The 15,723-nt window shown below is 67.0% G+C and carries 12 protein-coding genes; 2 read left to right on the top strand and 10 right to left on the bottom strand.

Annotated elements, in window-relative coordinates; genetic code table 11:
• Window positions 1-35 precede the first annotated feature (35 nt).
• From AX767_RS13720 to AX767_RS13695, 6 genes are all read right to left on the bottom strand, one after another.
• Entirely contained in the window at window positions 36-6,032 is a 5,997-nt protein-coding gene (locus AX767_RS13720; RefSeq protein WP_068631850.1) for a hybrid sensor histidine kinase/response regulator, read from the bottom strand.
• A gap of 22 nt (window positions 6,033-6,054) precedes the next feature.
• On the bottom strand, window positions 6,055-8,424 hold the full coding sequence (locus AX767_RS13715; RefSeq protein WP_068631849.1) for a methyl-accepting chemotaxis protein: 2,370 nt from the start codon (window positions 8,422-8,424) through the stop codon (window positions 6,055-6,057).
• Between the two features lie 37 nt (window positions 8,425-8,461).
• Window positions 8,462-8,995 carry a chemotaxis protein CheW gene (locus AX767_RS13710; RefSeq protein WP_068631848.1) on the bottom strand — a complete coding sequence of 178 codons (534 nt, stop codon included), beginning with the start codon at window positions 8,993-8,995 and terminating at the stop codon, window positions 8,462-8,464.
• A gap of 18 nt (window positions 8,996-9,013) precedes the next feature.
• Window positions 9,014-9,379 (bottom strand): response regulator transcription factor, encoded by a 366-nt coding sequence (locus AX767_RS13705; protein WP_068631847.1) that lies wholly within the window; start codon window positions 9,377-9,379, stop codon window positions 9,014-9,016.
• Entirely contained in the window at window positions 9,379-9,777 is a 399-nt protein-coding gene (locus AX767_RS13700) for a response regulator (RefSeq protein WP_068631846.1), read from the bottom strand. Before AX767_RS13700 ends, AX767_RS13705 begins: the two co-directional genes overlap by 1 nt.
• 85 nt (window positions 9,778-9,862) lie before the next feature.
• On the bottom strand, window positions 9,863-10,033 hold the full coding sequence (locus AX767_RS13695; RefSeq protein ID WP_007838397.1) for a rubredoxin: 171 nt from the start codon (window positions 10,031-10,033) through the stop codon (window positions 9,863-9,865).
• Window positions 10,034-10,144: 111 nt separating this feature from the next.
• Here AX767_RS13695 and thiD point away from each other — a divergent pair, with 111 nt between their 5' ends.
• Both thiD and hemL read left to right on the top strand, forming a co-directional pair.
• Window positions 10,145-11,116 carry a bifunctional hydroxymethylpyrimidine kinase/phosphomethylpyrimidine kinase gene (thiD, locus tag AX767_RS13690; protein WP_068631845.1) on the top strand — a complete coding sequence of 324 codons (972 nt, stop codon included), beginning with the start codon at window positions 10,145-10,147 and terminating at the stop codon, window positions 11,114-11,116.
• A 3-nt stretch (window positions 11,117-11,119) separates the two neighbouring features.
• Window positions 11,120-12,418 (top strand): glutamate-1-semialdehyde 2,1-aminomutase, encoded by a 1,299-nt coding sequence (gene hemL, locus AX767_RS13685; protein ID WP_068631844.1) that lies wholly within the window; start codon window positions 11,120-11,122, stop codon window positions 12,416-12,418.
• Between the two features lie 15 nt (window positions 12,419-12,433).
• Here the strand turns inward: hemL and AX767_RS13680 are convergent, their stop codons facing one another.
• The 4 genes from AX767_RS13680 to dusB are packed head-to-tail and all read right to left on the bottom strand — an operon-like array spanning window position 12,434 to window position 15,716.
• Window positions 12,434-12,766, bottom strand: coding sequence for a c-type cytochrome (locus AX767_RS13680; protein WP_168164828.1), 333 nt, complete (start codon window positions 12,764-12,766; stop codon window positions 12,434-12,436).
• 5 nt (window positions 12,767-12,771) lie between these two features.
• A complete protein-coding gene (gene purH / locus AX767_RS13675; protein WP_082755019.1) occupies window positions 12,772-14,379 on the bottom strand; it encodes a bifunctional phosphoribosylaminoimidazolecarboxamide formyltransferase/IMP cyclohydrolase in 1,608 nt (535 codons plus the stop codon).
• A 12-nt stretch (window positions 14,380-14,391) separates the two neighbouring features.
• The gene (locus tag AX767_RS13670; protein ID WP_068631843.1) at window positions 14,392-14,628 is read right to left on the bottom strand and encodes a Fis family transcriptional regulator; all 237 of its coding nucleotides are present in this window, start codon (window positions 14,626-14,628) and stop codon (window positions 14,392-14,394) included.
• A 29-nt stretch (window positions 14,629-14,657) separates the two neighbouring features.
• A complete protein-coding gene (gene dusB / locus AX767_RS13665; protein ID WP_068631842.1) occupies window positions 14,658-15,716 on the bottom strand; it encodes a tRNA dihydrouridine synthase DusB in 1,059 nt (352 codons plus the stop codon).
• Window positions 15,717-15,723 lie beyond the last annotated feature (7 nt).

The following is a 15,723-nucleotide window of genomic DNA, read 5'->3' as shown; positions in this document are numbered from 1 at the left end:
ATGGCATCCGGTGCCCGGGCCGGCTGAAGGAAAGTTCAGGCCGGAACGGCCAGCGGAACGTCGCTCGTGTAGCTGCGCACCAGCCGCATCAGCTCTTCTTCCGAATACGGCTTGCCGAGGTAGTGGTTGACGCCCAGCGTGCGCGCGTGGTCGCGGTGCTTCTCGGCAATGCGTGAGGTGATCATGATGATCGGCAGGTCGGCCAGCGCCGCGTCTGCGCGAATATTGCGCGCCAGGTCGAAGCCGTCCATGCGCGGCATTTCGATGTCCGACAACACGACCGCCGGGCGCTCCTGCTGCAGGCGTTCAAGCGCCTGCAAGCCATCGGCCGCGAGCGCCACGCGGTAGCCTTCGCGCTGCAGCAGGCGCTGCGTGACGCGGCGCACCGTGATCGAATCGTCCACCACCAGCACCAGCGGCACGCGGGGCGCCACCGGCGGCAGCAAGTCGGCCGCGCCCGGGCCTTGCGCGGTTTGCGACTCGCCCGGTGCGTTCACCCGCTGCAGCTTGCCGGCTTGGTCGCCATGCACCGCGGCCAGCGCCACCGGGTTGTAGATCAGCGCGACCGCACCCGACGCGAGCACCGAGATGCCTGCCATGCCCGGCAGGCGCGAGAGCTGCGGTCCGAGGTTCTTGACCACGACTTCCTGGTTGCCCAGCACTTCGTCGACGTGCAACGCCACGCGCTGCGCCGCGCTCCGTACGATCACGATGGTGTTGTGCTTGCCGGGCGCGCTGTCGCTGCGGGCGGAGGCCTGCAGCAACGCGCCCGCCCAGTAGAACGGCACCTGCTCGGCACCGAACGCATAGGTGTGGTTCCGGTAGCCGACTTCGACCTCGGCACCGCTCACGCGCTGCACCAGTTCGACCAGGCTCGAGGGCACGCCGATCGACACCGCACCGGCCCGCATCATGACGACGTGCGTCACTGCGGTGGTCAGCGGAAGCACCAGCTTGAAGGTCGTGCCCTGGCCCGCCGTGCTGTGGGTTTCGATCCGGCCACCGAGCGCTGCGACCTGCGAGCGCACCACGTCCATGCCGATGCCGCGACCCGCGAGTTCCGACACCTGGTCGGCCGTCGAGAAGCCGGGCTTGAAGATCAGTTCTGCGGCTTCTTCCGGCGACAGCTGTTGCGAGGCTTCGATCAGGCCGAGCGCGCGCGCCCGGTCGACGATGCGCTGCTGATTGAGACCGGCACCGTCGTCCTTGAAGCTGACCGACACGTCGTTGCCTTCGTGGTGCAGCTCGATGACGATCAACCCGCTGGCGTCCTTGCCCGCCTTCTCGCGCGTTGCGGCGTCTTCGATGCCGTGCGCCACGCAGTTGCGCAGCAGATGCTCGAAGGCCGGCGTCATGCGGTCCAGCACGCCGCGGTCCATCTCGATCGTGCCGCCGGTGATATCGAGGCGCACCTGCTTGCCGGTGTCCTTCGACGCCTGGCGCACCACGCGATAGAGACGGTCCGACAGCCCTTCGAACTCGACCATGCGGGTGCGCAGCAAGCCGCGCTGGAGCTCGCGCGTTTGCCGTGCCTGGGCGCTCAGATCGTCTTCCGTGGCCTGCACCGTCTTCTGCAAGGTGCGCTGCAAGGTGGCCACGTCGTTGACCGACTCGGCCATCATGCGGGTCAGTTCCTGCACGCGGGTGAAGCGGTCGAACTCGAGCGGATCGAAACCCTGCTGCGAGTCCTTGGCCTGCGCGAGACGCGACTGCATCTGGCTTTCGGCCTGCACCTCCACGTCGCGCAGCTGCTGGCGCAAGCGCTCCAGATTGCCGGTGAGGTCGCCGAGCGAGCTTCGCAACTGGCCCAGCTGGGCTTCGAGCCGCGAGCGCGTGATGATGACTTCGCCAGCCTGCGCGACCAGCCGGTCGAGCAGTTGTGTACGGATGCGAACGGCCCCGCTGGAGGCGGCGCGCGAGACCACCAACGGCACAGGCGTCGGCAGGTTGAGCACGTTGCCTGCACGGGCCGGGGTGTCGTCGATGGCGATCGGGGCGACGGCAACTTGCGGCGCCGCTGGCGCCTCGCGCACCTCCGGCGCTGCGCCGGCCGCTTCGGCGACCACCGGCAAGGTGACGACCGTCAGCGGTGCGGCGACCTTCGATGCCGCAGCCAGTGCAGCGGCGCGTTGCGCCATTTCGTCCTGCGCTGAAGTGTCGGCGACACGCAATCCGTCGAACGTGGCCTGAAGGGCGTCGAAGCGGGCCAGCAAGCGCTCGACCGCGACGGGGTCGGCATGGGACGCGCCGATGGCCTCGATCTCGGATTCCATGCGGTGTGCCCGCTCGCCCAAGCGCATGGCACCAGCGAGACGGGCGCTGCCCTTGAGCGTGTGCAGCGTGCGCAGCGTGGACGCGCGGGGTGCCGCGTCGTCCGGACGCTGTGCCCACTGGCGCAAGGCGCCGCCGAGTTGGGGCAACAGCTCGGCCGCCTCCTCCTCGAAAATCGGGAACAGGTCGACATCGACCGCGTCGACCAGGTCGATCGCGTCCTCGGCGTCTTCCATCGCCACATCGGCGAAATCGAGCGGCGCGACGACGGTCGTCGTCACGCGCTCCGCCTTGCCCGCGAGCGGCTCGGCCGGCAATTGCGACGACGCGACTTCGCGCAGCGAACGAAGCGTGGCTTCGGAAGGGTCTTTCAGGAAGCCAGCCGCAAACTGGTGCAGCAGGCGACGCAGTTCCTCGGCCGCCGCGACGAGCACGACGCCCTGTTCGGCGGTGCCGCTGCCCTGCATGTGCAGATGCTGCAGCGCGGCCTCGAACGAGCGCGCCATGCCGGACAAACTCTGGAAGCCGACCGTCGCCGAACTGCCCGCAAGCGAGTGCGCGAGCGCGATGGTCGAGTCGGCCACGCGGGTGTGCGGCTCGAGTGCCCACTCACCCACTTCGTTGGCGAGCTGGCGCGACCATTCGTCGGCCTCGTTCAGGTAGACGTTGTAGAGCGCGATGCCGATGCGCAGCGGGCCGATCGCCTTGACCGCATCGTCCGCGCTCGGCGCGGGCGGCGCAACCTCGGCGACGGGCTCGGGCTCGAGAGCCGGCGGCAGTTCGGCGACAGGCTCAGGCGCTGCAGCCACTTCGACCACGGGTTCGGGCTCTGGCTCTGGCTCTGGCTCTGGCTCTGACAGTGAAACTTGTGCAACCACGGGCGCTTGGACGACCGGTTCCGGTGCGACATCCGGCTTCACTCCGTCTTTGGCTTCGGTCTCCAGCGGCGCTTCCCACATCGACCGAACGACCGGCGCCGGCGCGCGCGCGGGTTCTTCCGCGAGGTCAGGCGGCAGGTCGAAATCGGTGATGTCGAAGGTCGGCTCGATCGGTGCCTGGACCGTGGCGAAGAAATCGATGTCTTCGCTGCCCGGCAACACGCTGGGCTCGCGCTCGGCGGGTACCGGCTTGTCGTCGAAATCCAGGAAGTCGGTCGACGCGAAGCCGTCGTCGGCGGGCAAGCCGCGCCGGGCGGAGTCCACGAACTCGGCAGGTGCCTCGTACGAGGTGGCGTTGAAATGGAGGTCCGGGAAAGCGGGCAGTGAGAGCGCGATCGGCTTCGACGGCGCTTGCTCGGCAGCGATATGGCGGGCCGCGACGGCCAGCGCGTCGGCGCCGGACACGCGGGCCGGAAGCGCCGTGGTCTCGCCCGTGCGCAGCGCGTCGGCGGTGGCCCGAAACGGTGCGGACTGCCAGGCGTGCGGTTCGCCGCTGGCGATCGCCTCGACCCATTTGGCGAAGTCCTTCAGCGACTGGCCGGTGATCGCGATCAGTTCTGCATCGACCGGCCGCTGGTCGGCCAGCCAGGTGTTCAGCACCTGCTCGAACGACCAAGCGGCGTCGCCAAAGTCGGTCAGGCCGACCATGCGCGAGCTGCCCTTGAGCGTGTGGAAGGCACGGCGCAGCACGGTCAGCTCGCCGGTGTCGGACGGGTCGCGCGCCAGAACAGCTGCGGCGGCCAGGCCGTTGTGGAGCACTTCCCGGGCTTCGTCCAGGAAGATGTTCTGCAGGTCGTCTTCTTCGAGCTCGGTGACTTCCGTGTCCGGCAACATCGGCTCGAGCGGCGCGGGCCCGGTGATTTTGGACGTCCAGCTGTCGGCCGCGCGGCTGAATTCCTCGATCGGCGAGGCCCTCTTGCGGCCGGGCGAGGCCAGCGCGGCGAGCTTGGCGGCGATCTGCGCGTCGATCTCGGCCACGCTGAGCACGGTGTCGTTGCGGGTCACGGGCGCAGAGGCGGTCGCGACCGCCGATTGCGGCAATGGCTGCGGCTCGGCGACCACCGAATCGTTGGCCTGGCGGCCCATGAGCGGCTTGAGTTCGCCCAACGTCTCATCGAACACGAAGAGCCGTTTGGCGAGCGCGGGCTGGTAGCCGAGCATGTCGATCAGGAAGCCGAGCGCACCCAGGTTGTTGCCCAGCGAATCGAAGTCGCGCGTTTCGGCCGCTTCGGACTCGCCGGCCACCAGGTGGTCGACGCTGTCGCGCATGCATTGCACGGTCTTCGCGGCCTGGTCGAGCCCCAGGACCGAGAACACGCCGCGCATCTGCAGCAGCTGGCTCGGCACGGTACGCAGCAGTCCCTTTTCCGCAGGACGGCGGAAAAACTGGTCGAGCGATTTTTCGAGATCACCCAGATGCAGGCGCAGCTCGTCGACGACGGTGCCCATCGTCTGGCGCTCGCTCACCCGGCGGTAGAGCTCTTCCATCCACGGTTCGAGCGGCTCCGAACGGCCGCCTTCGCGGGCGCGGTCGATGCGGCCGGCCAGCTGGACGGTGCGCGCAGTGAGTTGCCGATCGTGCGGATCCAGATCTTCGAACGCCGCTTCGAGATAAAGCACGGAGGTCGCGACCTCCATGGCGAGTTCGGTGGCGGGCGGCTGGCCGGCACGCGTGGAGGCGTCGACCGCGTTGTTGAGCGCCTGCGCCATCGGGGCGCTCGGCGGATGCAGCTTGTTGAGCGATTCGCCGAGCTGCGAAAACGTGTCGGCGACCTGGCGCATGCGGGTCACGTCGCCGCCCGACAAAGCCGACCACATTTCCTTGGCCGCTTCGATGCGCTTGCGCGCCTGCGTCAGGACCAGCGGATCGAAGCGCCCGAACTGCTCGACGGTGTAGTCGACAGGTTGTTCGTTTGCCACGCCCCACGCCGCGCGCACTTCGCGCAGGGTGGTGGCTTCTTCACGCGCGCCGGGCGCGGCCTGCGCGCAAAAGAACAGCAGGTCCTGGCCGAGCCGGTCGGACACGGTATTGTCGCCGCGCGCCAGCGTCGCGTACTGGAGCAGCACACGGGACGCCGCCCGCTTGAGGTACACGTCGGTCGGCACCAGGCCGAGCGACAGGGCCTGGAAGAAGCCCGCGGCCAGCGTCCAGAAACTCGCGATGCGCGGCACCGAGGCACCGCGGGCCAGGCCGAGACACAGCACATGCAGGCGCCGGGCGGCTTCGTCGTCGCCGCTCTTGACCACCTTGAGCACTTCGCGATCGAGCTTGGAGCGGACGGCCGGGTCGTACACCAGCGCCGGCTGGCGCTCCGATGCCGTCACGTCCACCCAACGCCACGGCATGCTCCACAGGTCGGCAGGATGCACGCGCTCGTTGCCCACCAGCTCGAGCACATCGCGGTACTGCGGAAAAAGGGCGACGGACGACACCGTCTTGCCGGCCAGCATCGCGCTCAGGAAATCGGTGACGGCGAATCCCGCGCGTTCGATCTTTGCCACGGCGGCCTCGGTGCAGCGCACCGGCTCGCCGACAAAACCCTGAACGGCGAACTCCATCGCACCGAGCACCATGGCCGGCGCCGTGTGGCCCACCATCTGCAATGCGCCGACGGCCTGGTGCAGATGCTGGCGCGCCATGCGCAGGGGTCCGATGTCGAGTTCGGGCACGTGATCGGTGTCGCGCGCGAAACGGCGCAGCGACTTGCCGACGCCGTCGATCGATTTCTGGATTTCACCGAGCACCCAGGCCAGCGGCCCGAGATCTTCGGTGGCCGGCGCGTGGTCGGCAACGGGGGCGGTGACGGGGCTGGGGGTCGACACGTTGGCGCTCGGGTGAAGGTCTTCAGGCGATCTTGAAACGCGACACCGACTGGCGCAGCTCTTCGGCCATGTGCGAGAGCTCGCGCACCTGCTGCGCGGTGGTCCGCGTGCCTTCGCCGGTCTGTTCGGTCACCGCAAAAATGTGCTGGATGTTGGCGGCCACGACGTTGGCCGAATCGGCTTCGCGCGAAGCGGACTGAGAAATCTGCTCGATCAGCTCGGCGAGACGGCGCGACACGCGGTCGATCTCGGACAGCGCGGTACCCGCGTTGTCGGACAGCTTGGCCCCTTCGACCACACCCTGCGTGGAGCGCTCCATGGCGCCGACGGCATCTTGCGTGTCGGTCTGAATCGCCTTCACCAACGCCGAAATCTGGCGCGTCGCATCGGCCGACCGTTCGGCCAGTCGTTGCACTTCTTCGGCCACCACCGAGAAGCCGCGACCGGCTTCACCGGCGGAGGCGGCCTGGATGGCGGCGTTCAGCGCCAGCACATTGGTCTGTTCGGTGATGTCCGAGATCAGCTCGGTGATTTCGCCAATTTCCTGCGACGACTCGCCCAGGCGCTTGATGCGCTTGGAGGTTTCCTGGATCTGGTCGCGGATCGAGTTCATGCCGCCGATCGCGTTCTGCACGGCCTGCAGGCCCGACGACGCCGCCTGCAGCGACTGGCGCGCCACCGTGGCGGACTCTTGCGCCTGCGACGACACGCCGTTAATGCGCTCGGCCATCGTCAGCACCGACTGGCCGGTTTCGCGAATCTCGCGCAGCTGCTCGGTCGAGGCCGCCAGCAGCTCGGTCGAAGTGCTTTCCACGGCCGACGTGGTTTGTGCCACGCGGGTCGCCGTGTTCTGCACGTTGCCCACCAGGAGGCGCAGTTCTTCCACCGTGTAATTCACCGAGTCGGCGATGGCGCCGGTGATGTCTTCGGTCACGGTGGCTTCCTGCGTCAGATCGCCTTCGGCCACCGTTTGCAGTTCGTTCATGAGCCGCAAAATCGCAGCCTGGTTGGCCGTGTTCACGCGGCCGGCTTCTTCGCTCAGGCGCTCTGCCTCGATGCGATCGCCTTCGGCTGCAACCGCCCGCTCGCGACCTTCGCGCACCTGCACGAAACCGATCGCAACGGCCAGGCCGAGCGCACCCAGCGACAACAAGAACAGCATGGCCACCGTGCCGGCGCCCAGGCCGGTGCGGGCCGACAGCTTTTCCTGAAGGTCGCCGAGCGCCAGCCGCAGGGGTTCGCTCTCGGTCAGGATCTGGGCCTGCGCTTCGCGGGCGGCCACCAGGCCCTGCAGATTGCCCAGGATCGCGCCGGCCTGGCCGCGGGTCTGTTCGTAGGTCTTGAGGATGGCCTCGAGCTGCTGGCGCGTTTGCGTGTCGCGCGTGCCGGGCAGCCGCTGCTGTGCATTGCCGTCGAGCAGGCCGCGGGTGATTTCCTGGAAGGTATTCAGGTCCTTGCCGAGCAGGAACACCGCGTCGGGGCTCACGCCTTCGACCGTCAGGAATTCGTTGGCCGACTTGCCGATGCGCTGCGTCAGCATGACGAGCTGGCCGGCGGCAGAAATCTCGGGCACCGTGGCCGACTGCTGCATCTTGAGCGAGGCGACCGTCTCGGTCATCTCAAGCAGCTCGGACGACTGACGGTTGATGTTGCGCAACGCGGCACCGACGCGGGTCAGGATTTCCTGCTGCGCCAGCACGGCCTTCGCGCTTTTGTCGGCACCGTCGACCAGCGGCGTGATCTTTTCGAGTTCGGCGTCGTACTGCGCGCCGACCCGTTCCAGCTTGAGCGACTCGTCGCCGGTGGCCAGGCCCTGGATGCGGCGTGCCAGATCGTCGGAGCTTTCCTTCACTTCGACGAAGGCCGGGACATTGCCCACCAACGCCTGCGACACCGATTTGGCGAGCCGTTGCGACTGCATGAGTGCCTGACCCGTGGACGCGACCTGCTGCGCCAGCCGCTCCGCACGGAGGATGGCCGAACCCGCCACCAGCAGCAGCAGCACCACGACCCCTCCGAGGATGGCCGCCAGCACACGCTGTTGACGCGCCAGCGGCGATCGCGCCGTCGCGGACGCGGCCACCGCCGCCAACGGTGCAGCTGCCGGCGCTGCTTCCGCCTCGACGGTGTCGGCGAAGCTGCGGCTCGGCTGAAAGTCTTCATGCCCGTGCGGCGGCGTCGCTGCGAGCACCGGCTCGGACTCGGCCACCGGCTGCACCGGCGCCGCCGCGTCGTGGAGTGCGTCGCTTCTGTACAGCACGGTCTTGTCCTCGGGCGGCTGCTGCGTCTCCACGTTGTCGAGCGACATGGCGGCGGCATTGTCGGCGTGGACGGTCACGCCGTCCTCGCGAACGGGCAGAAACTTCTTGAACTTGTCGGCGATCGAGCTCACGGTCGGTCCTTCGGGTGGGTATCGGTGGCTGGCGCCCTCAGGCGCCGATGCTCAAAAACCGGGGTTGCTGGGCCATGGCCTGCAAATTGACTTCTTGCCAGCGCTCGCCGGCCACGTCGGTGTAGGCGTGCCCGAGCCAGGCGGGCGCTTCGGTGCCGGGCGGATCCGAGGCGGTGAACGCTTCGACGCCGCGCAGGCCGACCAGGCGATCGACCAGCAACGCGCAATTGACTTCGAGCAATTCGTTGAACGCCACCATGCGCGACTGCGCGCGAGCGACTTCGCTGGCGGCCAGTGGCGTGGCAACGCCCGACGCGAAGCTGGACAACTGCACCACGCCGTAAAGGCCACCGCGCAGGTTGGCCACACCGAGGAACCATGGCTCCGTGTACGGCACCGCGAGCGGCGGTGTCCACGGAAAGATCTCGCCGGCATGGCCGAGCGGGAAAAGGTATTTGGCGTCGCCGGCCTCTACCGCGAGCCAGGACGCCGAAACGCCTGACGTTTTGGCCGCCTGGAGTCGGCTGGCAAGCCGGGACTGGAAAGCGCGGAGAGCGTCGCGGTTGGCCATGAACTCGGGGTGTGGCGATCAGGCCAGCGCGTTGATCTTGGCCAGCAATTCAACCGCGTTGACCGGCTTCACGATGTAGTCGCGTGCGCCCTGGCGCATGCCCCACACACGATCGGTTTCCTGGTTCTTGCTGGTGCACAGAATGATCGGCACCGCGGCGTAGAGCGGATTGCGCGCGATGCTGCGCGTCAGCTGGAAACCGTTCTGGCCGGGCATCACCACGTCCATCAGGATCAGGTCGGGCTGCTCTTCCTCGAGGCGGCGCATCGCGTCGTCGGCGTTCTCTGCGGTCTTCACGGCGAAGCCGTTCTTTTGCAGCAGATCGGTCAGGAACATCAGTTCCGTCTTGGAGTCATCGACCACCAGCACTTTGTGAATCGGCATTACGTGGCTTCCGGTTGAACGAGGCCGAACTGCTGCACGGCCTGCAGCAACTGGTCTTTGGTAAAGGGCTTGGTGAGGTAGTCCTGCGAGCCGACCATGCGGCCGCGCGCCTTGTCGAACACGCCGTCTTTCGACGACAGCATGACGACAGGGACGTTCGAGAACTGGGCGTTGCGCTTGATGATGGCGCAGGTCTGGTAACCGTCGAGGCGCGGCATCAGGATGTCGCAGAAGATCAGGTGCGGCTTGTGGTCGTTGATCTTCGAAAGGGCGTCGAAACCGTCTTCGGCGAGCAGGACTTCATGGCCGCCCTGCTTGAGGAAGATCTCGGCACTGCGTCGAATGGTGTTGCTGTCATCGATGACCAGCACCTTGTAACCGGATCCGCTCGTGCTCATGGCACTCCTCGTTTGACACCCATCAGGAAGGCAACCGCGCGTTGCACCTGCAGCCGCGCAAAAAGCACGGCCCTATGCCATGCTTTCAGATTTCAACCATTTCGAAGTCTTCCTTGCGTGCACCACACTCGGGGCACGTCCAGTTCATCGGGACATCCGCCCATGCCGTGCCGGCCGCAATACCATCCTCTGGTACCCCTACCGCTTCGTCATAGATCCACCCGCAAATCAGGCACATCCAGGTTTTCGTATTCATCGCAGCTTAAAGTCCCTGTACATAGAATGCAACGATTGTATCTAGGCGTATCACGCGATCGCGTGACCAACGTCTCACATATGCCACCATCGAGATGACACGGACCGGCATATGACCACTTACTTATTACCAGCAGCCCAAACCCGTCCGCCGGGCGATCTTAACGACCCCGCGAACGACGAAGCCGAGGTCGTCGACGCCGACCTCAACCCGCCGTGCGTGCTCGTTTTCAACGCGAGCGATCCGAGCGGGGCCGGCGGCCTGGGCGGCGACGCCTTGGCCATGGCATCAGTGGGCGCCCACATGCTGCCGATCGTGACGGGCGCCTACGCCCGCGACACCGCCGAAATCTTCGACCACTTCGCTTTCGACGAAGAAGCGGTGGCCGAGCAGACCCGCGCCGTGCTCGAAGACGTGCCGGTGCAGGTGATCAAGGTCGGTTTTGTCGGTTCGCCCGAAACGCTGAGCACCGTGGCCGAGACCGCGACCGACTACCCCGACGTGCCCGTGGTCGCCTACATGCCCAACCTGTCGTGGTGGGACGAGAACCAGATCGAGGCGTACCTCGACGCCTTTCGCGAACTCGTGCTGCCACAGACCACCGTGCTGGTCGGCAACCACAGCACGCTGTGGCGCTGGTTGCTGCCCGACTGGACCGGCGACCGCCCGCCGGGCGCGCGCGACATCGCCAAGGCCGCCGGGGAATTCGGCGTGCCTTACACGCTCGTCACCGGCATCATGCTGCCCGACCAGTTCATCGACAACGTGCTGGCCTCACCGCAATCGGTGCTCGCCAGCGAAAAGTACGAGCGCCTCGAAGCCGTCTTCGCGGGCGCGGGCGACACCTTGTCCGCCGCGCTGGCGGCGCTGCTGGCCAGCGGCACCGACCTGGTGGCCGCCGCCAGCGAAGCGCTGAGCTACATGGACCGCTGTCTCGACGCGGGTTTCCGGCCCGGCATGGGCCACGTGCTGCCCGACCGCCTCTTCTGGGCCCAGGCCGAAGACGACGATGACGACGAAGACGAGATCCCCGACATTTCCGGCCCCGACTTCGGCCTCCCCCCGCACGACACCCGACACTGACCGATGACGACTTCCACCGACCCCAACGACATCCTCTTCGAGCGCGCCCGCGCCGTGATCCCCGGCGGCGTGAATTCGCCGGTGCGCGCCTTCAAGGCGGTCGGCGGCACGCCGCGCTTCATCCAGCGTGCGCACGGCGCTTACTTCTGGGATGCCGCCGACAAGCGCTACATCGACTACATCGGCTCATGGGGTCCGATGATCCTCGGCCACGGCCATCCCGCGGTGGTCGAGGCGGTGCAGAAGGCCGTGCTCGAGGGCTTTTCGTACGGGGCGCCGACCGAGCGCGAGATCGAACTGGCGGAGACCATCCTCGCGCTGGTGCCGTCGATGGAGATGGTGCGGCTCGTCAGCTCGGGCACCGAAGCCGCGATGAGCGCATTGCGCCTCGCGCGTGGCGCGACCGGCCGCAAATACATCATCAAGTTCGAAGGCTGCTACCACGGCCATGCCGATGCGCTGCTGGTGAAAGCCGGCTCCGGCCTCGCCACCTTCGGCAACCCGACCTCGGCCGGCGTGCCGCCCGAAGTGGTTCAGCACACGCTGGTGCTCGAGTACAACAACCTCGCGCAACTCGAAGAAGCCTTCGCGCTGCATGGGCACGAACTGGCCTGCCTGATGATCGAGGCGATCGCCGGCAACATGAACTTCGTGCGCGCCAGCGCCCCGTTTGCCAAACGGTGCCGCGAACTCTGCACTCAGCACGGCGCGCTGCTGGTGTTCGACGAAGTCATGACCGGCTTTCGCGTGGGCCTGCATGGCGCGCAGGGCGTGCTCGGCATCACGCCGGACCTCACGGTGCTCGGCAAGGTCATCGGTGGCGGCATGCCGCTCGCCGCATTCGGTGGGCCGCGCGCCATCATGGAATTGCTGGCGCCGCTCGGACCGGTGTATCAGGCCGGCACGCTGTCGGGCAACCCGGTCGCCACGGCCTGTGGCCTGGCGACCCTCAAGGAAATCTCGAAGCCCGGCTTCTACGAAGCACTGTCCGCCAGGACGCGCTCGCTGACCGACGGATTGAAATCCGCTGCATCGGCCGAGGGCGTGCCCTTCAGCGCCGACAGCGAAGGCGGCATGTTCGGCTTCTTCCTGTTCGACCAGTTGCCGCAGAACTACGCCACCGTGATGACGACCGACAACGCCAAGTTCAATGCGCTGTTCCACGGCCTGCTCGACCGTGGCGTCTACATCGCACCCGCGTTGTACGAGGCCGGCTTCGTGAGTGCCGCGCACACCGACGACGACATCGCCGCCACGGTCGAGGCCGCTCGCGAGATCTTCAAGACGCTCGCGCAGCAATAAGATCTGCGCCCGAAATCAGGGCGGTGGCGGCGGCTGGCTCAGTACCCACCGCGCCAGCACCAGCGCATCGTCTTCCGACAACTGCGGCTGCCGCGGCATGATGAGCCGGCCCCAGGTGCCGACGCTTCCGTTGCGGATCTTCGCGGCCAGTTGCGGCGCGAGCGCCGCATCGTTGCGATAGCGACGCGCCACCTCGGCAAAACCCGGCCCGACCTGCTTATGGACCAGCCCATGGCACGCCATGCAGCTGTTCTTTCGGGCGAGCGCTTCCGGCGTGAGCGCCTGGGCCTGCGCACTCGCGGCCCCGCCCAGACACAAAGCAACCGTTGCGAGGCGAAGCCGCAGCACTGCGTTCAATGCCGGAAGTGGCGCACGCCGCTGAGCACCATCACCACGCCGCGCTCGTCTGCCGCGTCGATCACTTCCTGGTCGCGCATCGAACCGCCAGGCTGGATCACGCAGCTCGCGCCGGCATCCACCACCACGTCGAGGCCGTCGCGGAACGGGAAGAAGGCATCGCTCGCGACTGCCGTGTCTTTCAGCGACAGGCCCGCGTGCTCGGCCTTGATGCTCGCGATGCGTGCGGAGTCGAGGCGGCTCATCTGACCGGCACCGACGCCCATCGTCATGCCACCTGCGCAGAACACGATTGCGTTGCTCTTCACGAACTTCGCGACCTTCCAGGCGAAGAGCAGGTCTTCGAGTTGCTGCGGCGTCGGCTGCTTCCTGCTGACGACCTTGAGCTCGCTGGCTTGCAACACGCGGTTGTCGGCGGTTTGCATCAGGAGCCCCGAGCCGACGCGCTTGACGTCCATGGCATTGCGGCCGTTGTCCCAGTCGGTCGCGCCACCCGGTGGCAGCGCGATTTCGAGCACGCGCACGTTGAGCTTGGCCTTGGTGGCCTGGAACACGGCGAGCGCCTCGGGCGTGTAGCCGGGCGCCATCAGCACCTCGACGAACTGCTTGTTGATCTCCTGCGCGGTGGCCGCGTCGACTGGGCGGTTGAAAGCGATGATGCCGCCGAAGGCCGAGGTCGGATCGGTCTTGAAAGCCTTGGCATAGGCTTCGCCAGCGCCCTTGCCGACGCCCACGCCGCACGGGTTGGCGTGCTTGACGATCACGCAGGCCGGCACGTCGAAGCTCTTCACACATTCCCACGCCGCATCGGCGTCAGCGATGTTGTTGTAGCTGAGCTCCTTGCCCTGCAATTGCTTCGCACTCACCAGCGAGCCGGGTGCCGGGAAGAGGTCGCGATAGAACGCGGCCTGCTGGTGCGGGTTCTCGCCGTAGCGCAGGTCCTGCAGCTTGACGAAGCGGCCGTTGCTCTGCGCCGGAAACAACGCGCGTGTCGGCGCGGGCTGGCCGATGCTGGCGTCGAAATCGATGGCCGACAGGTAGTCGCTGATCGCGCCGTCGTAGTCGGCGATGCGGTTGAACGCCGCCACCGAGAAGCCGAACTTCGTCTTGTCGCTGAGTTGGCCGGTGGCCTTGAGCTCGGCGAGCGCCACGGGGTACTGCGAGGCATCGGTCAACACGCCGACGTCCTTCCAGTTCTTGGCCGCGCTGCGCACCATGGCCGGTCCGCCGATGTCGATGTTCTCGATCGCGTCTTCGAGCGTGCAGCCCGCCTTGGCGACAGTGGCTTCGAACGGGTAGAGGTTGACCACCAGCAGGTCGATGGTGTCGATGCCGTGTTCCTGGATCGCCGCCACGTGCGCCGGCAGATCGCGGCGTGCGAGCAGGCCGCCGTGGATCTTCGGGTGCAGCGTCTTCACGCGGCCGTCGAGCATCTCGGGGAAACCGGTGTGGTCGGCCACCTCGGTGACCGGCAGGCCCGCATCGGCGAGCAGCTTGGCGGTGCCGCCGGTGGACAACAGCTTGATGCCAAGCGCGTCGAGCGCCTGGGCGAATTCGAGGATGCCGGTCTTGTCGGAAACGGAGAGGAGTGCAGTCAATGCCATGCGCGTTCTTTGTTATTTCAGGAGTTTGTGTTCGACGAGTTTTTTCCGCAGCGTGTTGCGATTGAGGCCCAGCCATTGCGCCGCGCGCGACTGATTGCCCTCGGCGCGCGCCATGACGACGTCGAGCAGCGGTTTTTCGACCACGCGCACGAGCATCTCGTACATGCCGTCGGGTTCGGTCCCGCGCAGGTCGCGAAAATAGCCGTCCAGACTGCTGCGCACGCAGTCCTCGATGTGTTTCTTGCTCATGCTTGTTTCTTTGCTCTTCGCAACTGGCCTCAACCGGCGGCGCAGGCCGCCTCCTCTGCACCGGACCACTCTGCGATGTCCTGGTGATCGGGCAAGCGGTCCATGCAGTCCGCCAACCCGTCGAAATAGTCCCCCACCGCACGCAGTTGCTGTGCACTGTCTTCGATTGAATTCATGCGTGCGCGGAACGCCTCGCCGCCGGCCAGGCTGCGCACATACCAACCGATGTGTTTGCGCGCCGTGCGCACGCCGCTCCATTCGCCATAGAGCGCGTAGTGCTCGACCAGGTGATCGAGCAGCAGACGCCGCACTTCGACGACCAGCGGCGGTGCAAGGTGCGTGCCGTGCTCGAGGAAATGCGCGATCTCGCGAAAAATCCAGGGACGCCCTTGCGCGGCGCGACCCACCATCACCGCGTCCGCGCCGGTCAGCGCCAACACGTCACGGGCTTTTTCGGGGCTCGTCACGTCCCCATTCGCGACCACTGGAACGCGCACCGCGGCCTTGACGGCGGCGATGGTCTCGTATTCGGCGGCACCCTTGTAGCCCTGCTCGCGCGTGCGGCCGTGCACCGTCAGCATCTGCACGCCGGCCGACTCGAAATCGCGTGCGAGCTTCACCGCATTGCGCTGGTCGTCGCTCCAGCCGGTGCGCATCTTGAGCGTGACCGGCACGTTGTGCGGCGCCGCCGCATCGACCACGGCCTGTACGATTTCGAGGGCCAGCGGCTCGTCGCGCATCAACGCGGAGCCGGCCCACTTGTTGCACACCTTCTTGGCGGGGCAGCCCATGTTGATGTCGATGATCTGCGCGCCGCGGTCGATGTTGTAGCGCGCCGCCTCGGCCATCATGGCCGCGTCGGTGCCGGCGATCTGCACCGCGATCGGGCCGGGCTCGCCCTCGTGGTTCGCGCGCCGCGAGGTCTTGAGCGAGCCCCACAGCTCCTTGCGCGAGGTGACCATTTCGCTCACCGCGTAGCCCGCCCCAAGCGTTCGGCACAGCATGCGGAACGGCCGGTCCGTCACGCCGGCCATGGGCGCGACGAACAGCCGGTTTTCCAGCGCGATGTGGCCGATGAGGAGGGACATGGGAAAG

The sequence above is a fragment of the Variovorax sp. PAMC 28711 genome, from assembly GCF_001577265.1.
Lineage (GTDB): Bacteria > Pseudomonadota > Gammaproteobacteria > Burkholderiales > Burkholderiaceae_C > Variovorax.
The sequence above is the reverse complement of the archived record's forward strand: the minus strand, read 5'-3'. Positions and strand labels throughout refer to the sequence as shown.